20 protein-coding genes are annotated in these 22,572 nt (G+C 52.8%); 3 read left to right on the top strand and 17 right to left on the bottom strand.

Features of this window, described 5'->3' with window-relative positions:
* Positions 1–8: 8 nt before the first annotated feature.
* Positions 9–1,625 (bottom strand): peptide ABC transporter substrate-binding protein, encoded by a 1,617-nt coding sequence (locus NMC31_RS08575; protein ID WP_253897628.1) that lies wholly within the window; start codon positions 1,623–1,625, stop codon positions 9–11.
* Positions 1,626–1,802: 177 nt separating this feature from the next.
* On the opposite strand from NMC31_RS08575, the gene mpaA reads away from it, so the two are divergent.
* A complete protein-coding gene (gene mpaA / locus NMC31_RS08570) occupies positions 1,803–2,522 on the top strand; it encodes a murein tripeptide amidase MpaA (protein WP_253897627.1) in 720 nt (239 codons plus the stop codon).
* Here the strand turns inward: mpaA and ycjG are convergent.
* A complete protein-coding gene (gene ycjG / locus NMC31_RS08565) occupies positions 2,513–3,478 on the bottom strand; it encodes an L-Ala-D/L-Glu epimerase (RefSeq protein ID WP_253897626.1) in 966 nt (321 codons plus the stop codon). The two genes, mpaA and ycjG, sit on opposite strands and share 10 nt — an antisense overlap.
* Positions 3,479–3,577: 99 nt before the next feature.
* Here ycjG and tpx point away from each other — a divergent pair, with 99 nt between their 5' ends.
* Complete coding sequence (tpx, locus tag NMC31_RS08560) at positions 3,578–4,084, top strand: thiol peroxidase (RefSeq protein ID WP_015964609.1); 507 nt, start codon at positions 3,578–3,580, stop codon at positions 4,082–4,084.
* Positions 4,085–4,137: 53 nt separating this feature from the next.
* On the opposite strand, the gene tyrR is transcribed toward tpx, so the two are convergent.
* The 3 genes from tyrR to NMC31_RS08545 form a co-directional block, all read right to left on the bottom strand.
* The gene (tyrR, locus tag NMC31_RS08555; protein WP_149464625.1) at positions 4,138–5,679 is read right to left on the bottom strand and encodes a transcriptional regulator TyrR; all 1,542 of its coding nucleotides are present in this window, start codon (positions 5,677–5,679) and stop codon (positions 4,138–4,140) included.
* Positions 5,680–5,856: 177 nt separating this feature from the next.
* On the bottom strand, positions 5,857–6,909 hold the full coding sequence (locus tag NMC31_RS08550; protein WP_253897625.1) for a YcjF family protein: 1,053 nt from the start codon (positions 6,907–6,909) through the stop codon (positions 5,857–5,859).
* Positions 6,906–8,303 carry a YcjX family GTP-binding protein gene (locus tag NMC31_RS08545; protein WP_253897624.1) on the bottom strand — a complete coding sequence of 466 codons (1,398 nt, stop codon included), beginning with the start codon at positions 8,301–8,303 and terminating at the stop codon, positions 6,906–6,908. Before NMC31_RS08545 ends, NMC31_RS08550 begins: the two co-directional genes overlap by 4 nt.
* 152 nt (positions 8,304–8,455) lie before the next feature.
* On the opposite strand from NMC31_RS08545, the gene NMC31_RS08540 reads away from it, so the two are divergent.
* A complete protein-coding gene (locus tag NMC31_RS08540) occupies positions 8,456–9,454 on the top strand; it encodes a LacI family DNA-binding transcriptional regulator (protein WP_253897623.1) in 999 nt (332 codons plus the stop codon).
* Positions 9,455–9,509: 55 nt separating this feature from the next.
* Here the strand turns inward: NMC31_RS08540 and ompG are convergent, their stop codons facing one another.
* The 12 genes from ompG to pspD all read right to left on the bottom strand — a co-directional run bounded on the left by ompG (position 9,510) and on the right by pspD (position 22,561).
* A complete protein-coding gene (ompG, locus tag NMC31_RS08535) occupies positions 9,510–10,415 on the bottom strand; it encodes a monomeric porin OmpG (protein WP_000735245.1) in 906 nt (301 codons plus the stop codon).
* Between the two features lie 44 nt (positions 10,416–10,459).
* Positions 10,460–11,542: an ABC transporter ATP-binding protein gene (locus NMC31_RS08530; RefSeq protein WP_000057969.1), complete on the bottom strand. Its 1,083-nt coding sequence runs from the start codon at positions 11,540–11,542 to the stop codon at positions 10,460–10,462.
* A gap of 13 nt (positions 11,543–11,555) precedes the next feature.
* On the bottom strand, positions 11,556–12,215 hold the full coding sequence (gene pgmB, locus NMC31_RS08525) for a beta-phosphoglucomutase (protein ID WP_253897622.1): 660 nt from the start codon (positions 12,213–12,215) through the stop codon (positions 11,556–11,558).
* Complete coding sequence (locus NMC31_RS08520; RefSeq protein WP_253897621.1) at positions 12,212–14,479, bottom strand: glycoside hydrolase family 65 protein; 2,268 nt, start codon at positions 14,477–14,479, stop codon at positions 12,212–12,214. The genes pgmB and NMC31_RS08520 overlap by 4 nt, the downstream gene beginning before the upstream one ends.
* Positions 14,476–15,531 carry a D-glucoside 3-dehydrogenase gene (gene ycjS / locus NMC31_RS08515; RefSeq protein ID WP_253897620.1) on the bottom strand — a complete coding sequence of 352 codons (1,056 nt, stop codon included), beginning with the start codon at positions 15,529–15,531 and terminating at the stop codon, positions 14,476–14,478. Before ycjS ends, NMC31_RS08520 begins: the two co-directional genes overlap by 4 nt.
* Positions 15,532–15,540: 9 nt before the next feature.
* Positions 15,541–16,329, bottom strand: coding sequence for a 3-dehydro-D-guloside 4-epimerase (gene ycjR / locus NMC31_RS08510; protein ID WP_253897619.1), 789 nt, complete (start codon positions 16,327–16,329; stop codon positions 15,541–15,543).
* Positions 16,330–16,345: 16 nt separating this feature from the next.
* Complete coding sequence (ycjQ, locus tag NMC31_RS08505) at positions 16,346–17,398, bottom strand: D-guloside 3-dehydrogenase (RefSeq protein WP_181202506.1); 1,053 nt, start codon at positions 17,396–17,398, stop codon at positions 16,346–16,348.
* Positions 17,399–17,428: 30 nt separating this feature from the next.
* On the bottom strand, positions 17,429–18,271 hold the full coding sequence (locus tag NMC31_RS08500; protein ID WP_000224670.1) for a carbohydrate ABC transporter permease: 843 nt from the start codon (positions 18,269–18,271) through the stop codon (positions 17,429–17,431).
* Complete coding sequence (locus NMC31_RS08495) at positions 18,258–19,139, bottom strand: carbohydrate ABC transporter permease (RefSeq protein ID WP_001080777.1); 882 nt, start codon at positions 19,137–19,139, stop codon at positions 18,258–18,260. Before NMC31_RS08495 ends, NMC31_RS08500 begins: the two co-directional genes overlap by 14 nt.
* Positions 19,140–19,159: 20 nt before the next feature.
* Positions 19,160–20,452, bottom strand: a complete 1,293-nt coding sequence (locus tag NMC31_RS08490; protein WP_000597475.1) for an ABC transporter substrate-binding protein — start codon at positions 20,450–20,452, stop codon at positions 19,160–19,162.
* A gap of 13 nt (positions 20,453–20,465) precedes the next feature.
* Positions 20,466–22,142: a sugar phosphorylase gene (locus tag NMC31_RS08485; RefSeq protein ID WP_253897618.1), complete on the bottom strand. Its 1,677-nt coding sequence runs from the start codon at positions 22,140–22,142 to the stop codon at positions 20,466–20,468.
* A gap of 188 nt (positions 22,143–22,330) precedes the next feature.
* Complete coding sequence (gene pspD / locus NMC31_RS08480; RefSeq protein ID WP_253897617.1) at positions 22,331–22,561, bottom strand: phage shock protein PspD; 231 nt, start codon at positions 22,559–22,561, stop codon at positions 22,331–22,333.
* Between the last annotated feature and the right edge of the window lie 11 nt (positions 22,562–22,572).

Genomic DNA, 22,572 nt, shown 5'->3' with positions numbered 1-22,572 from the left:
TCGTAGGCTTAGTGCTTCACAATATACATTGTACGTGTATACGCCACGTCTTCCGGGTTCTCGATGGGGTAACCCTTCAGCCACGGTTTAATTAAGCGGCCATTGGTATACTGATAAATCGGCGCAATAGGGGCTTTCTCAGCGAGAATTTTCTCTGCTTCGTTGTAATCCGCATTCCGCGCTTTTTCAGTGTTCTCAAGCGTAGCCTGATTCACCACTTTGTCATACGCCGGGTTACTGAAGCGTGAAATATTCCCGGTATTGTTCGACGTCAGTAGCGACAGGAAGGTTGACGGTTCGTTATAGTCCCCCACCCAGGATGCGCGGATCACATCGAAATTGCCGGTGTTACGGCTGTCGATATAGGTTTTCCACTCCTGATTTTGCAGTTTCACATCCACACCCAGGTTTTTCTTCCACATGGATGCCACCGCAATCGCAATCTTCTGGTGGTTTTCCGAGGTGTTATACAGCAACGTCAGATTCAACGGGCGATTCGGGCCATATCCCGCAGCCTGAAGCAGCGTTTTCGCCTGCGCATTCAGTTCTTCCTGACTGCTTTGCTCCATTTGGGTAGGCTCGGCTTTAAATCCGGCGGTGACATCTGGGGTAAAGTGCCACGCCGGTTTTTCGCCGGTACCCAGTACCTTCTCCGCAATAATGCGACGGTCAATGGTCATGCTCAGCGCTAAACGGACGCGCGCATCCGCGGTCGGCCCTTTCTGGGTATTGAAGGCATAATAGTAAGTCCCGAGCTGGGCCGGGGTATAGACCTGCCCCGGAATATCCTTCAGTAGTTTCTTATACAGATTTTTCGGGAAGGACTCGGTAATATCGATATCTCCGGCCAGATAACGTTTCGTGGCCGATGACTCCTGATTGATCGGTAAGAAGGTAACCTTCTTGATAACCGTCTTCGCGTTATCCCAGTAGTGAACGTTAGGCGTCGCCACCAGCTTTTCATTCACTACACGGTCGGTGAGCACATACGCGCCATTGCCAATCAGCTTGCCCGGACGCGTCCAGTTTTTATCGCTTTCAACATTGGCTTTTTGCACCGGATAGAGCGAGAAATTGGCTGTCAGATTCACAAACCATGGCAGCGGTTTATCCAGTTGGATACGCAAGGTGTGCGCATCGACTGCCGTGACGCCGAGCGTTTCTGGCTTCGCTTTACCATCAATAATCGCCTGGGCGTTATTAATGCCAGCCAGTGCCGCAAACCAGGCAAACGGTGACGTCGTTTTGGGATCAACCAAACGCTGCCAGCTGTAGACAAAATCTTCGGCGGTAACCGGCGTACCATCTGACCATTTGGCGTCATTACGTAACGTAAACGTCCAAATTTTGTGGTCATTACTCTGCCAACGCGTCGCGACGCCGGGAACAATGTTCCCTTTTTCATCCTGGTTAACCAGCCCTTCGAAGAGGTCACGGATCACCTGGATTTCCGGCAGACCTACCGCTTTTGCCGGGTCCAGAGAAGCGGGTTCATCTTTAATATGGCGAACCAGCTCCTGCTTCGCTGCCAGCGCCGTCCCGGCAGGAACCTCTGCCGCCAGGGCAACAGAACTCAGACTACCGAGCCACAACGCACAGCACGACAACGTGAAAGGATACTTCATGACATCCCCTTAATGAGCCAACTTGATGAAAATATTATTTGTTTCAGGCGTCTTAAATGCAAACGGCTTATCACATAAAATTGATATAACGAATGTTTTTCTGACACGGAAACCATTTGATTCACGGTGAATTTTGCACAACACTGCTTATATCAACACTCATCATCAGGATTCTCTATGTCCGCCACTCGTCCTCGCGCCCAGCGGGGCGCTTTTCCGCCCGGCACGCAACACTATGGTCGTTCACTTTTGGGCGCACCACTTATCTGGTTTCCCGCACCGCTCGCCGATCATACCAGCGGGTTAATCATTGCCGGGACGCATGGCGACGAAAATTCCTCCATCGTCACCCTCTCCTGCGCGTTGCGAACGCTTTCACCCGAGTTACGGCGGCATCATGTGGTGTTAACGGTGAATCCGGATGGCTGTCAGTTGGGATTACGCGCTAATGCCAACGGCGTGGATTTAAATCGTAATTTCCCGTCGGCAAACTGGAAAGCCGGTGAGACCGTGTATCGCTGGAACAGTTCGGCAGATAGCCGTGACGTCGTGCTGCTGACGGGTGATAACCCAGGTTCTGAACCGGAAAGCGAGGCGCTTTGCCAGCTGATTCATCAGATTCACCCCGCCTGGGTCGTCTCTTTTCACGATCCGCTGGCCTGTATTGAGGACCCGCATCACACTGAGCTGGGCCGCTGGCTGGCTGAATCCTTCGCGCTGCCGCTGGTCGGCAGCGTCGGGTATGAAACCCCGGGCTCATTTGGCAGTTGGTGTAACGATATTGGCCTGCACTGCATCACCGCCGAGTTTCCGCCCATCTCCTCGGATGAAGCGAGCGAGAAATACCTCGGCGCGATGACAGCGTTACTCCGCTGGCGTTCCGCGGCTCACAGATGAAGCTGGCCGGTGGTAAAATGTAACGCGGGTTCTGCATCTACCGCCAGCCAGGTTGGGCCATCGAGATCCGCGAAGGTGACCTGTGGCGTTAGCGACAACGCGGCGTTAATGGCGCGCGAGGTGCAGAGCATGCAACCCAGCATCAGAGAAAAACCCTGCGCACGCGCCTCCTGTGCCAACGCCAGCGCTTCGGTTAAGCCGCCGGTTTTATCGAGCTTGATATTGACCATATCATATCGTCCCCGAAGCGCGGGCAAGCTCGCACGCGTATGACAGCTTTCGTCAGCACAGATAGGCAGCGGATGAATAAAGTTTTCCAGCGCGCTGTCATCTGTCGCAGGCAGCGGCTGCTCAAGCATCGCAACGTTGAGATCGGCCAACAACTGACAGCGCGCCGCCAGACCTTCACCGTGCCACGACTCATTAGCATCAACTATCAATGTTGCATCCGGCGCAGCGGCGCGGATAGCCACCATGCGTTCGGCAATCAGGCGATCGTCGAGTTTCACTTTCAACAGGCGCGCACCGCCTTCAAAAAGCGCTTTAGCGCTGGCCGCCATCTGCTCCGGCGTACCAATCACCACGGTTTGCGCCGTGGTGACAGTTTTTGCCAGTGTCTGATGGAGCATGGCGGGGACCGTCGCTTTCGCAAGGCCAGCCTCAAGCTCCCACAACGCACAATCCACCGCGTTGCGTGCCGCCCCTGCAGGAAGTAATTCAGCAAGCGCTTCACGGGTCAGGCCCTTTTCCAGCTGTTCGCCAATCGAAACAATTTGCGCCATTACCGAGGCGATACTTTCGCCATAGCGTGGATAAGGCGTACATTCGCCGACGCCTTTAATGCCGTCCTGCTCCAGCTCAACCACGACCACTTTCGCCTCGCTGCGGCTACCGCGGGCAATGACAAACGGTGTATGTAACGGCCACGCCTCTTCAAAAACTCTTACATTTCTCATCCCCTGCTCCTTTTAAGCCCGTAAATAGGGTTTGCCGTGTTAACACCTGATGACATACACTAGTTTCGACGTTAATTATATGTAAACAGGAAGATTATCATGTCACAAACTGTACATTTCCAGGGCAATCCCGTTTCTGTTCAAGGCGCTATTCCGCAGGCAGGCGACAAAGCTCAGCCTTTCACGCTGACCGCGAAAGACCTCTCTGACGTCGCACTCAGCCAGTATGCGGGCAAACGCAAAGTGCTGAATATTTTCCCGAGCATCGATACCGGCGTTTGCGCGGCATCCGTTCGCAAATTCAATCAGCTGGCCTCCGAGCTGAACAACACCGTTGTGCTGTGCGTCTCTGCTGACCTGCCGTTCGCCCAGTCTCGCTTCTGCGGCGCAGAAGGCCTGAGCAACGTGGTTACCCTGTCCACCCTGCGTGCGCCAGAATTCCTGCAAACCTACGGCGTGGGTATCGCTGACGGCGCCCTGAAAGGCCTGGCGGCACGTGCGGTTGTGGTGATTGATGAAAACGACAACGTGGTTTACAGCCAACTGGTTGACGAAATCACCAACGAACCAGACTACGATGCGGCGCTGGCTGCGCTGAAAGCGTAAGCTGCAAACGCGTTACGCATGAAAAAATAGCCTCCGACTGGAGGCTATTTTATTTACTCTTCACTTTTCTTATTGCTTAAACCGTATTCCCGCAGTTTATTCGCAATCGCCGTATGTGATACGCCAAGACGTTTCGCCAGCTTACGCGTACTCGGGAAGCTGCGATAAAGCTGCGTCAGCACCGAACGCTCAAAGCGGCGAGTAATCTCATCTAACGAACCTTCCATTGCCTCTTCGCCTACCGCCGCGGTAGTAACGTCATAATCCGGCAGCAGCACATCATTTGGACGCAATTCGTAACCTTCCAGCTGCGTTAACGCGCGATAGACCGCGTTTTTCAGCTGGCGAACGTTGCCCGGCCAACCGTAACGGGTTAACACATTACTGAGATCGGCAGAAAGTTTCGGACGAGAGATCCCCTGCTCATCGGCAAAGCGCGCCACGAACAGCTCGGTCAGCGGCATCACGTCTTGTGGACGGTCGCGCAGCGGCGGCAGATTCAACGTCAGGACGTTCAAACGATAGTAGAGATCTTCACGGAATAACCCTTTCTGCACCAGCTCCACCAGGTTTTTCTGCGTGGCGCAAATCACGCGCACATCAACGTGCACTTCATGATCTTCCCCGACGCGGCGGAAAGTACCGTCGTTCAGGAAACGTAGCAGCTTGGTTTGCATGCGCGGCGACATCTCGCCAATTTCGTCCAGCAGTACCGAACCGCCATTCGCCTGCTCAAAGAATCCTTTCTTGCCTTCCGGCGCGTGACCAAAAAGCTCGCTCTCAACCGCATCTTCCGGAATCGACGCGCAGTTTAGCGCCAGATACGGTTTTGCCGCGCGTGGGCTCGCCAGATGGCAGGCATGCGCCAGCAGATCTTTACCGGTACCTGTTTCACCGACGATCAGCAGCGGCGCGGTCAACAGCGCCAGTTTGCGCGCCTGATCGACCACATGTCGCATTTTCGGGCTCACGGCGACGATCTGGCTGAATGCGCTTACATCTTGTGGCGTCTGCGTCTGTAACTGACGGCCCATACGAACGGTCGATCGCAGCATCACAACGGCACCGGCAAGAATACGTTGCTCATGCTCGCCACTCATGTATACCGGGGTGATTTCCAGTAAAAAGTTTTGCCCGTTAATCACCACGTGTTCCGCCTGTGTTTCCACCGGCTCGCTCTCCAGCCAGCGCTGGAAGTTGAAGCCACTGATGAGCTGGCTGGCGTTGTGGTTGCGCATTTTGTCGGCGCTCATGCCAAACAGCTGGCAGCTTGCCGGGTTAGTGCGTTCGATTTTACTGCGGGTATCGAGCGAGAGCACCGGCTCGGGCATCGCTTCGAGTAGCGCGCTTAATGCCAGGTGCTCACGTTCTGAGGGCATCCACGGCACGGTGCGCACGTCAGTCACACCCGCAATGCGGCGGATCTCCGCCATTAAGGTGCTAAAGCTGGTGAACTCCAGCTCGGCAAAATTGAGGTAGATTCGGCCAATAGGGTCAATGTCGATTCCGCGCAAATCAATGCCGCGCAGTACCAACAAATCGAGTAATTCACGTGTCAGACCGAGGCGGTCCTCACAAAAGACTTCAAGACGCATGGGAATTTTCACCCTTATAAGCCAAAGACTCGTGAATAATAAGACACTTATCGTTCGGCGGGAAGCAGGCTGTCAACAATTATTGACAGTATGGCGGAAAAAACGCCATTGCGCCGTAAAGATTAACGTTCAGAGAGGAAATCTGTACAGGCCGACGCGTCGTCGGCCTGGAAAAGGTTACTTCGCGCCGCTCTTTTGAACGACGCCTTTAAGTTGACCAATTAACTCACGACGGAAATCGCCGAGCTTGGGTTTATCGTTGTCAATCCACGGCAGTGGACGACACAGTTCCATCGCCTTAATGCCCAGGCGTGCAGTCAGCAACCCGGCGCCAATCCCCTGCGCGGCACGGGCGGAAAGCCGCGCCGCCAGATCCTGCGACATCCAGTCCATACCGATTTCGCGCACCAGTTCACTGGCCCCGGCAAAAGCGATATTGAGCAGCACCAGTTTGAAAAGGCGCAGACGGCTGTAATAGCCCAGTTCAATGCCGTAAAGCGTGGCGATACGATTAATTAAACGCAAATTGCGCCAGGCGATGAACGCCATATCCACCAGCGCCAGCGGGCTGACGGCAATCATCATGGCAGATTCCGCCGCTGAGCGGCTGATTTCCCGCCGCGCCTGTGCATCCAGCGCCGGTTGCACCAGATGCGCGTAAAGGCTCACCACTTCACGATCGTTTTGTGTTTCGTGGATAGCCGCATACCAGCGTTGAAGTGCCGGATGCGCCTGGTCGATTCCCGCCTGTTGCGCCAGTTTTTCACAAAACGCGCGCGCCTTGCCGACACCGTGACTCTGCATCAGTTCTTTGGCTTCATCCCGCTCCTGCGCACGCTGGCGTAAACGCCATAAGCGCCGCCATTCTGTTGCCACCGACCCCACACCCGCGCCGACAATCAGCGCCCCGGCAGCGCAACCGCCTAGCGCCACCCAGTCCTGCGTTTGCCAGGCATTCATCGTCCACTGTACGCCCTGCGCCACCACGCTAATACCAAAGATAGTCAGCCCGGCAGTCACCATCTTGCGCCACAAACTGCGCTTAGGGCGCAGCACTGATTCTACAACCGCTTCCGCCTGGCCTTCTTCCGGCAGGGTTTCATCAAGCACCGCAGGTGCAAACTTGTCTGCCACATCATCAGCGAAGGTTTGTGACTGCCGGAATTGTTCGCTTTTTTCCGCTTCCAGCGGGCCGTCGAAATCGATGCGCGGTTTTAACGGTTCGTTCATCGCAATTTATCTCCAATCAAAAATTCCAGCGCCGCATCAAGACGAATATGCGGAAGCGGCTGGTCAACATCCATTACCTGCGGACGAAACGCTTCAAACTGAAAACCCTGCTTATCCCAGAACGCTTGTCCCGGTAAACGCGCGGGGACTTCCCCCGGATAAACCGTGAGCGGCTGACCATCGCTGAGTCGGTGACCGCGTAGCGCCGGGATCTTCTCTCCGTTCACCTCAATCAGCCCGCTTTGCGTCGCCTGAACCGACGCCAGCCCCAGGCAATCCATCGTGATGCCTTCAAAGGCCGCGTTTTGCCAGGCATCCTGGATCAGTTGCTGGAGCAACGACACCATGTTGCTGTGCTGATCGACGGTAACGTGATCCGCTTTAGTGGCGGCAAACAGCAGCTTGTCAATAACGGGCGCGAACAGCCGACGGAACAGCGTGCGCTGACCGTAGTGAAAACTGTGCATTAACTGCGTTAAGGCAAGACGCATATCATTGAAGGCCTGTGGCCCGCTGTTAAGGGGCTGCAGGCAGTCGACTAACACAATCTGACGGTCAAAGCGTAGAAAATGCTCTTTATAGAAGCCTTTCACCACTTTTTCGCAATAGTAGTTAAAACGTTCGCGCAGCATACCCGCATTGGTATGTTTATCGGCCTGTGCCAATTTTGCCTCGCCGACGCCATCGACATCCGGCCACGGGAAGAACTGCAACGCAGGCGCACCCGCCATATCACCCGGCAACACAAAGCGCCCCGGCTGAATAAAGTGCAGTCCTTCCTGTTTACAGGTATGGAGGTAATCGGTCCACGCCTGAGCAATCGCCGCCAGACGATTTTCATCGGCAGGTGCCAGCGGGTCGAGCCCTTCGCACAGCTTACGCCAATGCGCAGACCACTCGCCGCGTTGCCCCTGTAACAAGCCGGTCATCTGTCGCGACCAGCTCAGGTAATCCTGGGCCAGCATTGGCAAATCCAGTAGCCATTCGCCGGGGTAATCGACAATTTCCAGATACAGCGTCGACGTGTCTTTAAAGTGGCGTAAAAGCGATTCATTGGAGCGAAAACGTAACGCCAGGCGAATTTCACTGACGCCACGCGTAGGCGTAGGCCAGGTCGGCGGTTGCCCATACAGCTGCGCCAGCCCTTCATCGTAGGTAAAGCGCGGAATGCCCATATCACGTTGCGGCACGCGCTTGACACCGATCAGACGCTCTTCCCGTACTGCGCTCAGCAACGGCAAACGCGCCCCGGCATGCAGGCTTAATAGCTGGTTCACCATCGCGGTGATAAACGCGGTTTTGCCGCTGCGGCTAAGTCCGGTTACAGCGAGGCGCAGGTGTCTGTCGACACCCCGATTCACCAGCGCGTTGAATTCATTTTTTAGTCGCTTCATTGCTGTCCTGTGCTGCTCTGAAGACCAGAAAAATCGTGTTTAAGAATATGAATGTGGGGGCCATGCCCTTGATTATCAACTGCCCGTGTTGTCATCTTGAGGCGAACTCCATAAGATGTGCAGCATTCACGTTCGGACGGAGTTCCTGACCTATGTCCCCTACTATTTATGATATTGCCAGGGTTGCCGGCGTATCAAAATCCACCGTATCACGCGTGCTGAATAAGCAAACCAATATCTCCCCGGAAGCGCGCGAAAAAGTGTTACGGGCCATTGAAGAATTACAGTATCAGCCAAACAAGCTGGCCCGCGCGCTGACCTCTTCGGGCTTTGATGCCATTATGGTGATTTCTACCCGCTCGACCAAAACTACGGCGGGTAACCCGTTTTTCTCCGAAGTTTTGCATGCCATTACCGCCAAAGCGGAAGATGAGGGTTTCGACGTGATATTGCAGACGTCGCACAACCCGGCTGAAGACTTACAAAAATGTGAAAGCAAAATTAAGCAGAAAATGATTAAAGGCATTATTATGCTAAGTTCGCCAGCAGATGAGTCTTTTTTCGCCCAACTCGATAAATACGATATTCCGGTGGTAGTAATTGGCAAAGTTGAAGGTGAATATGCCCATGTTTATTCTGTCGACACCGATAATTTTGGCGACAGTATTGCGCTGACCGATGCGCTAATTGAAAATGGACATAAAAATATTGCCTGCCTGCATGCTCCGCTTGATGTTCATGTTTCGGTTGATCGCGTCAATGGCTATAAGCAAAGTCTGTCTGAGCATAATATTGCAGTGCGCGATGAATGGATTGTTGATGGCGGTTACACCCATGAAACAGCATTAAAAGCCGCACGGCAATTATTAAGTCAGTCACCGTTGCCTGAGGCGGTGTTTGCCACTGACAGCCTGAAATTAATGAGCATTTATCGTGCGGCGGCAGAGAAAAATCTGGCCATTCCGCAGCAGTTAGCGGTAGTGGGTTATAGCAATGAAACGTTGTCGTTTATTTTAACGCCTGCACCGGGCGGTATCGATGTTCCGACGCAGGAGTTAGGTCAACAAAGCTGTGAGTTATTATTCCGCTTAATTGCCGGAAAACCGTCATCGCAAAATGTTACCGTTGCCACACATATGACGTTGAAATAAGTATCGAATGTAGGCCGGATAAGGCGCGCGCCGCATCCGGCAATTTAGCACATTATCAGAACGCGTAATTCACACCGACACCTGCATAATGGAATTTATCGCTGTCGCCTTCATCGTGATCCTGCCACTCAAACGCGTATTCCAGCGAAACGGAAAGACCATTCTGGAAATCATAACCGTAAAACAAACCAAGACGGTTAAAATCATGGCCTTCACGTTCGATATCATCCTGCCAGTCCCAGTTACTCCAGCGATCCAACCCAATGCGCGTATACGGTGTTACCGAGTGATTGCCGAGCGTCAGCGGTAAATAGGCGCGAATTTCTTGCGTGGAGAATTCACCGTTATTGCGGCTGTCGTCCATATTGAAGCCGCGCTCGAGATAATAGTTCACCCGCAAGGCAACCGTTTCGTTGAAGGTATATTGCAGACCCGTTTCCGTTTCGACACGGGTATCAGCATAACCGGTCGTATTCAGATCGTTGGCAAATTTATACATCGACAGCCAACCGTTGAAACGTAAATCGTCAGTCAGTTTCACATCCCAGTCTGGCGCGATTTTCCAGCGCTGCATATTTGCCGTGTCTTTACCCGGTTCATCAACGTAGTGATAACCATAGTTACGGAAACCACCGGTCAGGCCGAAACTGAAATCATCGCTTTCGAGAAACTGATAATGCACTTCCAGTTCCGGGCGATCAAACCAGGTTCCACGTTTACCTGCGCTATAATCTACCGGCCCTTCCTGGTAATAAGCCAGCGATATTCTCCACGGCCCGTTGGCAGCATTAAAATAGACGGAAGGCTCTGCCAGCCCGTCCATATCTTCGCCATAACCCTCGACGTTTTCTATTTCGTACATCGCGCCGATATTAAAGTGCCAGTCGTTTTTTTCCTCAGCCTGTGCGCAGGCCATTCCCGCACACATCACCAGTGCGGTACAGGGTAATAACTTTTTCATTATTGTTCCTTGTATTATCCTGGGGGAATGCCTTCCCCCTGTATTTAGCGAATTGCTATTTCCGTTTCTGCATCAAAGAAATGACATTTGGTCATATCAAAATGAATAGTGACGTTTTCTCCTGCATGATAATCATTTAACGCACCGGCACGGACCACCAGCTCGTGCCCCCCAACCGTGGTGTAGAGCATAAATTCCGCACCGGTTAATTCCGCCACGCTAATTTTGGCGGAAATGTTATTTTCCTCTTGCGCATCCGGATGAATATCCTCCGGGCGTATTCCCATCACGATGGGCTTATGCAAACTTTCCTGCGTTTTCAGAACCGCTAATTTATCTTCGGGAATGGTTAATTTAAGCGTTTCCGTAACGAATTTATCGCCATCGATCGTGCCGCGAATAAAATTCATTGCTGGTGACCCAATAAATCCGGCAACAAACATATTCGCCGGTTGGTTATAGACCGTTTTCGGCGCACCGACCTGCTGAACAATCCCATCCTTCATAATGACAATCCGCGTCGCCATGGTCATCGCTTCGGTCTGATCGTGGGTCACGTAGATCATGGTGGTGTTCAGTTTCTGATGCAGTTTGCTGATTTCCGCGCGCATTTGTACGCGCAGCTTGGCATCCAGGTTAGAGAGCGGTTCATCCATTAAAAACACGCCCGCTTCGCGCACAATCGCCCGTCCAAGCGCCACACGCTGGCGTTGCCCGCCGGAAAGCGCACCCGGCTTGCGTTTCAGGTACTCACGCAGGCCAAGGATTTGCGCAGCCCAGTTAACCCGCTCATCTATCACCTCTTTGGCGATTTTTTGCATCTTCAGGCCAAACGCCATGTTGTCGTAGACCGTCATATGCGGATACAGCGCGTAGTTCTGGAAAACCATCGCGATATTGCGCGCTTTGGCCGGAACGTCATTCATTCGTTTGCCGTCGATCAATAGATCGCCGCCGCTGATCTCCTCAAGCCCGGCAATCATACGCAGCGTCGTCGATTTACCGCAGCCCGACGGACCGACAAACACGATGAACTCTTTATCGGCAATCTCCAGGTTGAAGTCCTTCACCACATGCACCTGGTTATCGTAGATTTTTTGAATATGTTGTAACGAAAGCTGTGCCATGTTGATTCCTTTGCTATACGTTTTGCCAGAAGGCCGATAACCGCGGCCAGGTCAGAGATTCCGTTGAGGGCAGCAACAGTTGCGCCCCGGTTAAGCCCGTGCCGATCCCCACCGAGCGCATACCGCTGGCGTTAATGGCGTCAATGCCCGCCTGCGCATCTTCAATGCCAATGCAGGCCTGTGGAGGCACGCCCAGCCCGGCACAGGCGGCGAGAAAGATTTCCGGATCCGGTTTCGAGTGTTTAAGTTGGGAAGCGTCCGCGCAGAAGGTGAAAAACTCGCGCAGCTCCAGCGCCGCTAAAATTGTTGGGGCATTCAGAGAGACGGAGGCCAGCCCTACCGGGATGCCTTGCGCCCGAAGATCTGCCAGCAAAGGCCGAATTCCCGGCAGAACAGCGTTAACCGTCAGTTCGCGCAGTGAGTGGACGTAGAGCAGATTTTTGCGATACGCCAGTTGCGCCCGCTCTTGCACGTTAAAGTCGCCCTCTTTGCCCCCGTGTTGCAGAATGCGCCGCAGGGACTCATCGCGGCTGATCCCTTTTAACGTCTCGTTAAATTGCGCATCGATGCTGATGCCGATTTCAGCGGCAATCTGCTGCCACGCCTGGAAGTGCAGATGTGCGGTGTCGGTGATCACGCCATCCAGATCGAAAATTACCCCTTGTAGTTTCATTCATCCTCCTGATGTGTGGTAGCGGTCCCATTGAAGGGCAAAATAAAATCACCCAAACAGAAAACAGATTCTTCAGTCACGGAAATAAGCTGACCGTTCAACCGCAGTGCAACGGGCGCAGAAGTTCGAATCGCAATACGCTGCGCGTCGAGAGTGACCTGTAATTCGCAGCCCTGCCAGAACAGAGGGAAAGACAACTGTTGCCACTGCTCAGGTAACGCCGGATTGAGATGTAATTCGCCGTCGCGCACGCTGACTCCGGCAAAACCCTGAATCGCGCCCAGCCAGATAGCGCCAGTTGCGGCAGCGTGGATACCGTCATCACAGCTATGCGGATCAGCACCGAGATCGATTTCACTCCCCTCGCGCCAGAACGTGTAACTCTGCGCAAGCAAGCCACAACGCGCGGCAACAATGCCGTGGATCGCTTTACTCAATGACGAGTCGTGAATGGTGCGCGGTTCATAAAATTGCAGATTGGCGAGACAAGAGGCCGCTGAAAATTGTTCCGGTAGCATGTAATTGAGCATCACCACATCGGCCTGCTTGAGGATCTGCATCTCGTTCACTTCTGCGCGTGAATAATCCAGCAGAATGGTTTGTTTGCCTGCCGCCGCTTTGTATTTCGCCAGATCTATCGCCGGTTTCGCCATAAACGAATCATCCTGCGGCAAAACGCCGTCGGGCTGAATTTCTGGCATCCACAGCTCTTTGAGGAACATGTCGGCACGATGAATAAACGCGTCGTCGCTACAGCCAAACTGGCGAGCAATATTCAGCGCCTGTTGGACGTTGTAGCAGGCCATATAACTGGTGTATGCGTTATTATTAACGTGTTCGGTATATTCGTCTGGCCCAATAACATCATGAATTTCCAGACGGTCGTTAACCCTTACCGCACGGCTAATCCAGAACTTTGCGGTCTCCAGCAGTAGCGCCATGCCTTCGTGAGCGATGAAGCTTTCATCTCCCGTTACCTGCCAGTATTGAATAACCGCCCAGGCGATATCGGCAACCAGATGATGTTCTGCCTGCGCTGAGGCCACTTTTTGCCGCAGCCCGGTACGAATGTTAATGGCGGCAAATTCCGGCGTTTCTTCTTCGCCGCTACGTGCGCTCTCCCACGGAAACAGCGCGCCCTGCCAGCCATTGCGTCGCGCTTTCTCCTGCGCCCCCGGTAAGTTGTGCCAGCGATAGCGCAGTAAACTTCGGGCAATCGTCGGTTCGCTAAACAGATGGAACGGCAGCAGGAACACTTCCGTATCCCAGAAAACGTGGCCTTTGTAGCCTTCGCCGGTTAAGGCTTTCGCCGCAATGCTGCTACGCTCGTCATGGGCGGGCGTCATAATACGCAAATGATAAAGCGCATAGTCTAACGCCCGCTGATCGTGCGCATCGCAACTGTTTACCGTGATACGACGTTTCTGCCACCATTGCTGCCAGTTTTCTGTCGATGCTGCAAGAAGTTGGTCATAACTCTGTTGTGTACACATTTCGAGCTGGCGAAGCGACGCACTGCCCCACTCGTCTAAAGCGGCTTGTCGGTCATCTCGCCAGTCAATCCACACCCGCTTTTGTAGGGTCAGTGTTTCACCTGTGCGAAGTTGCGCGCTGGTATGTTGCAGCAAACGGCGCTCTTTTGCGGTATAGCACTGCTGAACGTCACCACTCGCCTGACAGTGGCAACTGATTGCCACATCACTGCGCCCATCCTGGGTGGTGTAGATCCCCTGCATCAAATGCTGACCAAACACCCGGACCTGGGTTTCATCCAGATGCTGGCGACCGTGGTTGGTTTGCGTGGCGTTAATGCCTGTTGAGATCAGCACTGATGCCTCGGCGTCCAGCGGGGTAATACTGATTTCCAGCGCGATCAACGGCAGTTGATCTGTCGAAACAAAGCGACGGCTTTCAAGGGTGAACCCTGCGCCGTCGCTCGTGCGCCAGGTAACACTGCGGCGTAATTCTCCACTGGCAAAGTCAAGCTCACGCTGCCACGCTTCGCGGGATGACGAAAAAATCTCGCCGTTTAGGGTAATTTCCATTCCCACCACGTCTGGCAGATTCACCAGTTCGTTGATTTCTCCTTTCCCGGCTCGATGATAAAGCCCTGCCAGATACATGCCGCGCGTCTGCCGCGTGTAATCTTCTTCATGGCTGGCACGAAGCCCAAGATAGCCGTTCCCCTGCGCCATTAATGAGGCATATTTATTCAGGGTATGCTGGCTGAATTGGGGTTCCGTTAATGTTACTGGCCTGGTCATAATTCCACACGCATCCCTGTTTCTGCGGATTGATACAGCGCCGCCACTAGTTGCTGGATGATGTACCCTTGCTCGGCGTCGGCAATCATCACAGGCTTGCCCTGTACGTGATTGATAAAGGCTTCCATGCTGCGCAAATGACGGTTGTCGTCGGCCAGTTCCCGTTGCATCAGCGTCATTAATTCACCGTTGTTATCGGTGTAGATATGCGCCGGAAACAGCGTGGCTCCCGCTTTATCGCCGCAAAAGCTGACGTTCATCATCGACTGTTCGCGGATGTTGAGTGCAAATGATGTCTCCAGCAAAAGAATGCCGCCGTTATGAAATTCAATGGTGCCAAACAGCGAATCTTCGACGCTGTAGGTTGCCGGGTCCCACTCACCAAATTGACCACAGCTCTTTTGAGTACCTATTTTCTGAAAGCTGTGCGCCGTGACGCTTTTCACCGCCGGAAAGCTCAGCACATACATCGCGGCATCCAGCATATGAATGCCAATGTCGATCAGCGGGCCGCCACCCTGCAGTTCTTTATTGGTAAAGACACCCCAGCCGGGAACGCCGCAGCGACGCAGGGCGCGGGCGGTCGTGACGTAAATCTCACCCAAAACGCCGTTGGTCACCTGTTCACGCAATTGTTGCGTATCAAGGGCAAAACGATGGTGAAAGTCGTAGGCCAGCACCTTGCCCCGTTTGCGCGCGGTATCACACATCTCCCGCGCCTGTTCTGGTGTCATGGCGGGCGGTTTCTCGCACATCACATGGCAGCCTGCCTCCAGCGCCATCAGGGTATGCTCGTAATGAAAACGGTTAGGTGAACAGACGCTTACCACGTCAGGTTTTACCGCCAGCAGCATGGCCTGCGGATCGTCCCACACGGATGCGTTCCCGTATTTCTCTGCCAACGCCTGCGCCTGGGAAAGGCGGCTGTCACAGACAGCCACCAGTTCCAGATCGTTGCGGGTGCAGTAGTACGAAGCATGAACCTTATCCGCCACCTGGCCCGCGCCTATTATCGCGACCCGCAGCGGAGAGCTTGTCATTGCACTTTTCACAAAGACCTCTTAGCAGGTGCGCAACCAGGCCAAAGAATCACGGTACGCCTGAGCAGGATCTTCTGCCCGAATGCGCCCTTCATACACCACATAGCCCTGATAGTTATCGGCGCGCAGCTGTTCAAACAGCGCGTGGAAATCGAGGGTGCCGCTGCCCGGCTGATAGCGATGGTTATCGGCAATATGCACATGACCAAGCAGGTCACGGTTGTCATGCAGCGCCTGCGCCAGGTTATCCTCTTCGATGTTCATGTGATAGAAATCGCCGATAATCTGCACATGTTTAAGGTTGTTTTCGACGATGTAACGACGAGCATCGGCGAGCGTGTTGATCATGTGGTCCTGATAGCGGTTTAGCGGTTCGAGATACACCACCGTTCCGGTACGCGCGGCTACCTTCTCCAGGAAACGCAGGGAATCGCTCACCATTTGACGATCGCCGTCCAGGCTGCGCGGCGAGGTCATCGGCGGTAAGCGAAAGGTAAACATGCCCCACGCTGCTGGAACGACAATACCTTTGCCGCCCACTTCCGCCAGCGCCTCAAGAATGCGCTCGATCTGCGTTAAACCATTAAGACGACGCTCTTCGATAAAGTCGCCAATCCAGCCGTCATAGCCGCCGCAGGCAGTGGTCACCGGTAAACCGGTTTCTTTGATCGCTGCTTTGACTTCTTCGAGATTGTTGACCAGCAGTTTGCCGTCAATCTCAAAACCATCAAAACCCATCTCTTTGATATAACGAAATTTCTCCAGAATATTTTCCGGAAAGAAGGCCTGATTCTGTGTGCCGATTTTCATTTTTCCGTCCTTAGAATTAAAAAGTTACGCCCATTTTGATGCTCTGTTCCGGATGCTGGTCGACATACTGCATGTAGCTTTCCGGGCTGTTAGCAAAGGTCACCACCGGGTCGATTAAATCTTCACAATTGAGATAACCGTTCATCAGCAGTTCCCAGCAGGTTTCTTCAATACGCTTGCGGCTCCAGCGCGGATAATCCGGGTTCGGTTCACTGCACGCACGAGAGAAGACAATTTTGGCGTTGTTGAAATGCGCTTCGCGTCCGAGGTTAAAACCTTCGGCAAATGGTTTGGCAAATGCGACATACGAGATGGTGCCGCCATAAGCCAGGCCGCGCAGTGCCGATTGCAGCGCGTCGGCGTAGCCGCTGGTTTCGATAATCACATCGGCACCCTGCTTGCCGGTCAGCGTTTTAATCTCTTTGCCTACATCCGTGCCAATGGGGTTAAGGCAGAAATCCGCCCCGTGGCGACGGGCAATATCACAGCGATGAGCGATAGGATCGACACCAATCACCACCGACGCGCCAGCGCGTTTTGCCAGTTGAATGGCAATTTGACCAATCGCGCCAAGCCCGACTACCACCACAAAATCGCCCACGCGCACGTTGGCATCGCGCACGCCGCTCATGGCAAACTGCGCTGGGTCGTAACAGACGGCGTTTTTCCACGAGCTACCTTGCGGCATTTTGCGCAGTTTGTAGTTATTCACCGCGTTAATGATGACCGTTTCGGAAAGCGGGCCGTAGCCGCATACGCTGTCGCCCACCGCGTAGTCGGTAACCTCGCTGCCGCACTCGATAATGTCGCCAACCACCATGTTGCCAAGCTGGAACTTGCCAAACTCAATGCCGCGCGGCGCATCTGCCGGACGCGGGGTGAACATCTGCCATTCGCCATTAAAGTCTTCATCGATAAATGGGCTGGCGGCGCGAAAATCGACCACTTCCGTCCCGTGTTTCGGCGCGCCGAACCGCACGCGGATCTTCACTTCATTGGCTGAAATCGCCCTGTCTTCATACTCCACCAGCGCAGCAACGCGCGGTGCTGTGGCTACTAACTTTTTCATGTAAAACTCCTTGTCAAGAAACTGGCCGCTTTAGCCCTTCACGCCACCGGCGGTCAAACCACTCTTAATAAAACGTTCCGAAAGTGCATACATAATCACCACCGGCAATGCGGTCACCAGCGAGGCCGCCATCATTCGGCCCCAGATGTAATCAGGGGTACTGAACAGCGCGTTCAGGCCTACCGGTAAAGTGAAATTGCTGGCGCTGGAGAGGAAAATCGAGGCAAACAGATAGTCGTTCCACGCCACCATAAAGCAGTAGACGAACACGGATATCAGCCCGGACATCGCCAGCGGTACCGTGATGCGGAAGATGATTTGCAGCCGGTTGAGGCCATCCATCATCGCCGCTTCTTCGATTTCATCGGGGATGGTGTCGAAGTAGCTTTTCAGCATAAACACAGCGGTAGGCAGGGTTTGCGTCACCATGGTGATGATCAGCGCCATCTCGGTGTCGTAAACGCCAAGCGCGGTGATGATTTTGAACAGCGGCACCACCAGCAAAATGCCGGAGAACATGTACACCGTGTAAAAGCTGGCGTTGATGGTCATTCGCCCTTTAAAGCGCAGGCGGGAAAGCGCGTAAGCCCCGAGAATGCCGAGAAATACTGCTATCACGGATGAAACTACCGACACCACCAGGCTGTTACGGAAATAATCGACAAACGGGAAAATCACCGGGTTAAAAATGTCGACGTAATGCTCCAGCGTCCACTGCTGTGGCAGCAGCGTAGGATGCAGCGAGATCGCCTCTTTCGCGCTTTTGAACGAGGTCATCAGCATCACAAAAAACGGAAACAGCGTGATGATGAGAAACAGCGCCAGCCCGCAGTAAAAACCGATGCGACTGAGTGTGCGTTTATTTGTTGCCATTGAGGTTCACCCGTTTTCTGGTCAGCAGAATGACAGCGAAAATAATGATGAAGAGCACCACTGAGATCGCCGCCGCTTTCCCTAAGTCATTAAAGGCAAAGGCGGTTTTGTAGAGATAGACGCCGAGAATATCGACCTTGGTCGTCAGCAAATAAACGTCAGCGAACATGTAGAACATCCAGATGGTACGCAGAGTCACCACCGTCGCCAGGACCGGCATAATCGCGGGCAGCGTGACGATGCGAAACCGTTGCCAGGCATTCGCGCCGTCCATCTCTGCCGCTTCGTACAGCGATTTATCAATGGTCTGCAAAATCGCCAGAAACGAGATAAAGGCATACGGGAAGTAGCGCCAGATGGCGAACAGCACCACCAGCACAAAACTACTGCCCGGGTTATCGAACCACAGCGGCGCCTGCTCATAGAGATGCAGAAGATCGACGCCGAGGTAGTTCACAATGCCGTAGCCGTTGTTGAACATGTATTTCCAGGCGAACACCAGCGAAATGGACGGCGTTACGTAGGAGAGGATTACCAACGAACGCGCGGTTTTGCGCAGGCGAAACTCGCGGTTGAAAAACATCGCCACCGCCAGGCCGAGCACGGTGCTACCTGCCACCACCAGCGCGGTATACCAGACCGTCATCCACAGCGAGTGCCAGAAGCCGGGATCGGAGAGAATACGCACATAGTTGCTCACCCCAACAAACGTTGCCTCGATGTTGGGATTGAGCGGCAGACGTAAAAAACTGATTTCGATATTCGACACCATTGGCCACGCCACCAGACCGCCCAGCAGTAATAAGCTGGGCGCGAGAAGCAGCAGCGCAAAGGGCATATCGGAACGACCTGAAAAAAGCCTGTTCATTGCGGATTCCTGTCCTGGGATTAGTGCTGTTCGATCAGTTCATCCAGCTTTTTCTGGCTCGCTTGCAGCGTGGTTGAGAGATCGGCTTTCCCCACGGTGACGTTATGCACCATTGAACTCACCACACCAGACCCCGTCACATCGCCCATGCGGGTAAAGTTTTTGTCCCCTACCGCACCAAAGACCTGAATGTTTGGCAGTTCGCTAATCAACTGATTCGGCAAGTCTCCCAGCGCCTTAATCACGTCGTTATCTTTCCAGGTGGCAGTCGTCACAACCGCTTTGTTCACCGGCAGCGCCGCGCCTGGCGACATCATCACCCAGTCGGCAATGTTGTCCGCCTGCTCCATAAAGGTGACAAATTTTTCTGCCGCTTCCGTCTCTTCGCTCTTTTGCCCGGCGGTAATGGTCAGCGAGGTCAACATGCCGTAGACCGCCGAGTTTTTCTCGGTTGGCACCACGAAACCGACATTTTTCGGGTCACCTTCTTTAATCACAGCCGGAAGGATATAGGTGGAGTAAATCGCCATCGGCGCGGTGCCGTTCATAAAGGCGTCTTTCACTTCCATAATGTCGTTAGAACCCGGCATGGTGTTGGCAGCAAGGTCGCGGTAATAGGTCAGCGCCTGCATCATCTCCGGCGTATCAAGGGTGATTTTGCCTTCGGCGTTAAAAACGTTGGCCTGATTGGATAACGCAAACTGAGAGAACGATTGTTCCGTCAGTACGCTTTCTGCCGTCGGCAGTGCAATACCGTATTTTTTATTCGCCGGATCGTTCAGTTTCTGTGCGACATCCAGCAACTGTTGCCAGTTTTTCGGCTCATCCAGCCCGGCTTTTGCCAGCACATCTTTGCGATACCAGATACCGCCAATCCATGCGCTGACAGGAACACCGGTCCAGGCGCTACCATCTTCGGTGCGCACAATCCGCAGAACGCCGTCATAAAACGCGCCTTCACCGACATTACTGATGACCGTAGCAACCGCTTTGCGATCGATAAGCTGTTCTTTGTCCATCACTTTCGCGTAGTCATGGCTGGTTTCGATCACTTCCGGCAGCGAGCCGCTACGGGAAAGGGTGATGACTTTGGTGTTATAGGCATCTTCTTCCACCGGCACTTGTTTAACAGTGATGCCTGGGTTTTCTTTTTCAAAACGCGCAATTAACTGACTAATTACCGCCTGGCGTTCCTGTTCCACCGAAGAATGCATAAACTCGATGGAGACATTCGTTTTATTTTCTTCTTTACAGCCTGAAATCAGGGCGCAGGAAACCAGTGCTGATAACAGCACGATTTTTGATTTAATCATGAGATGTTCCTTTTTATTTAATCCACATAACCTGCCAGGGGCGCAGCGTTATTTCATTACCCACTATATCAACTTCACTAATCAGATCCTGACCGTGCAGGTCAGTAATATTTATATGCTGAATATTTTCACTGACATTAAACAACCCCGTCAGATAATCACCGGTTGCAGTGCTTCTTCGAATACGCATTACAGATGAATTAACCGTATCAATGGTAAAACTATTATCCGGATGAAATTCTTTATGACGGCGACGAAGCGTAATTAAATGCGACAATTGATGATATACTGCGTGCCTGAGTGTCGTTTCATCGTTCAGTTCACTGGCTATCTCTTCACTACGATATTTTTTACGGTTAATCGCACGGTTATATCCCAGTTTTTCGACACCAGCGTAATCATTACGCGAACCCAGAATACTTTGAATATAGACAGCAGGCACACCGGGAAAGGTTAACAATATGGCATGAGCAAGAATAAACCGGGCACAGCGTTCTTCGTCACTGCAATCGCGATGGCTCAATGCGTCCATGTAGGTCACATTCATTTCATACGGACTGCGCGTACCATCGGGATTATTTTTCCAGTTTACTAATGCCCCTTCCTGCTGTAACGCCTCGACTAGCGCTAATATCTCGCTTTCAGGCAACAAGCCTCGCAGTGGGTTAAGCCCAATACCATCATGAGACGCGAGGAAGTTAAACCAGGTGGTTTTGCTGGAAGGCAACGTCAGACTTTGCGCCCACTGGCACAGCGCCTCGACGTTCTGTTTTTGCACCGCATGTAACACCAGCGGCGGCAGTGAGAACTGGTACACCATATGCGCTTCGTCATCGCCGTTGCCAAAGTAAGCAATGTTGTCTTTATGCGGGACATTGGTCTCAGTAATGATGACCGTCCCCGGCGCGACGCTGTCAGTAATGGCGCGTAACAGTTTGATAATTTGATGTGTTTTATCCAGGTGGATGCAACACGTTCCCGGCTCTTTCCACATAAAGCCAACGGCGTCCAGACGGACATACTCTGCGCCTTTTTCCAGGTAACACAACAGCACATCTACCATCGCCAGTAATACATCTGGGCTGCGATAATTGAGGTCAATTTGATCGTCGCTAAAGGTCGTCCATAAATGGCGCGTTGAATTATCGTGCATTTTAAACGGCGTTAATAAGGGTAACGCGCGTGGGCGAGTGACGGCGCTAAGATCGGTTTGCGGGTCAACAGCAATGAAAAAGTCTTCAAAGCCTGGCTTTTGTTGTAAATAGTTTTTAAACCATTCACTTTTAGCCGACATGTGGTTGCAGACAAAATCAAACATCAAATGACTGCATTCACCGAGCTGCTGAATATCCTGCCACTCCCCTGCTTCACTGGCGACCTGATGATAATCAATTACCGAAAATCCATCATCAGATGACCATGGGTAAAATGGCAACAAATGGACATGAGAGAAAATATCCCCCAGCCATTTACGATAAAAGTAATTGAAGGTTGGAAGCGGTTTTTTACCCTCACTACTAAATTTATCGGCGTACGTAATCAGGACGACATCGCTTTCATCCCAGTGAGACTTATTTGTTTTAATAAATTCTCTGGCGTTATCAATACGCTTTCCGAGCTTTTCAAGGTAAGTCTGCGGAAATGACTCTCCATAGATGTTTAAAAGTAGATTTTTGATTGTTTGGTCCATTTTCCTCTTTCCATGGTAGCGGTCCCACGAATGAGAAGACTACTCTGCGAAAAATAGACTGTCAATAAACCAGGTGTCGTAAAAAGAGGGTTAAAAGGAGATTGAGCAGCCCAAAAATCGTATTTGTGAGCTGCCGCAAATTAATGGCAGGAGTATGAATTGAATGTTATTTTTTAGCGTAAATACGGTTAACGTTTCTGTCCGGCGTAACGCTTAGACAGTTTCGCCGCCGCGCGGCTGAGTAAAGGCTCCAGCGCCACGGCCAGAAGCATCTTCAACGGACGTCGGGCGACAGATTTCACCGCCCAGCCAGCAACCCCTGCCGGGCCGTAACGTAACGCGGTCAGAAGCACCAGTTTACCTGCGATTTTTAAACCGGGTTTTACCTGTTGCCCGGCACGTTGCCAGCGAGTATTCATGTGTATCCTCA

It is taken from the genome of Pseudocitrobacter vendiensis (assembly GCF_943590815.1).
Classification (GTDB): domain Bacteria; phylum Pseudomonadota; class Gammaproteobacteria; order Enterobacterales; family Enterobacteriaceae; genus Pseudocitrobacter; species Pseudocitrobacter vendiensis.
The sequence above is the reverse complement of the archived record's forward strand: the minus strand, read 5'-3'. Positions and strand labels throughout refer to the sequence as shown.

Excerpts from the sequence above, each read along its gene's own strand:
- mpaA (WP_253897627.1), top strand. The coding sequence starts at position 1,803 with ATGTCCGCCACTCGTCCTCGCGCCCAGCGGGGCGCTTTTCCGCCCGGC.
- ompG (WP_000735245.1), bottom strand. The coding sequence starts at position 10,415 with ATGAAAAAGTTATTACCCTGTACCGCACTGGTGATGTGTGCGGGAATG.
- ycjQ (WP_181202506.1), bottom strand. The coding sequence starts at position 17,398 with ATGAAAAAGTTAGTAGCCACAGCACCGCGCGTTGCTGCGCTGGTGGAG.
- NMC31_RS08495 (WP_001080777.1), bottom strand. The coding sequence starts at position 19,139 with ATGAACAGGCTTTTTTCAGGTCGTTCCGATATGCCCTTTGCGCTGCTG.
- NMC31_RS08540 (WP_253897623.1), top strand. The coding sequence starts at position 8,456 with ATGTCCCCTACTATTTATGATATTGCCAGGGTTGCCGGCGTATCAAAA.
- NMC31_RS08490 (WP_000597475.1), bottom strand. The coding sequence starts at position 20,452 with ATGATTAAATCAAAAATCGTGCTGTTATCAGCACTGGTTTCCTGCGCC.
- NMC31_RS08545 (WP_253897624.1), bottom strand. The coding sequence starts at position 8,303 with ATGAAGCGACTAAAAAATGAATTCAACGCGCTGGTGAATCGGGGTGTC.
- tpx (WP_015964609.1), top strand. The coding sequence starts at position 3,578 with ATGTCACAAACTGTACATTTCCAGGGCAATCCCGTTTCTGTTCAAGGC.
- pgmB (WP_253897622.1), bottom strand. The coding sequence starts at position 12,215 with ATGAAACTACAAGGGGTAATTTTCGATCTGGATGGCGTGATCACCGAC.
- ycjG (WP_253897626.1), bottom strand. The coding sequence starts at position 3,478 with ATGAGAAATGTAAGAGTTTTTGAAGAGGCGTGGCCGTTACATACACCG.
- NMC31_RS08575 (WP_253897628.1), bottom strand. The coding sequence starts at position 1,625 with ATGAAGTATCCTTTCACGTTGTCGTGCTGTGCGTTGTGGCTCGGTAGT.
- NMC31_RS08500 (WP_000224670.1), bottom strand. The coding sequence starts at position 18,271 with ATGGCAACAAATAAACGCACACTCAGTCGCATCGGTTTTTACTGCGGG.
- tyrR (WP_149464625.1), bottom strand. The coding sequence starts at position 5,679 with ATGCGTCTTGAAGTCTTTTGTGAGGACCGCCTCGGTCTGACACGTGAA.
- pspD (WP_253897617.1), bottom strand. The coding sequence starts at position 22,561 with ATGAATACTCGCTGGCAACGTGCCGGGCAACAGGTAAAACCCGGTTTA.
- NMC31_RS08520 (WP_253897621.1), bottom strand. The coding sequence starts at position 14,479 with ATGACCAGGCCAGTAACATTAACGGAACCCCAATTCAGCCAGCATACC.
- ycjR (WP_253897619.1), bottom strand. The coding sequence starts at position 16,329 with ATGAAAATCGGCACACAGAATCAGGCCTTCTTTCCGGAAAATATTCTG.
- NMC31_RS08530 (WP_000057969.1), bottom strand. The coding sequence starts at position 11,542 with ATGGCACAGCTTTCGTTACAACATATTCAAAAAATCTACGATAACCAG.
- NMC31_RS08550 (WP_253897625.1), bottom strand. The coding sequence starts at position 6,909 with ATGAACGAACCGTTAAAACCGCGCATCGATTTCGACGGCCCGCTGGAA.
- NMC31_RS08485 (WP_253897618.1), bottom strand. The coding sequence starts at position 22,142 with ATGGACCAAACAATCAAAAATCTACTTTTAAACATCTATGGAGAGTCA.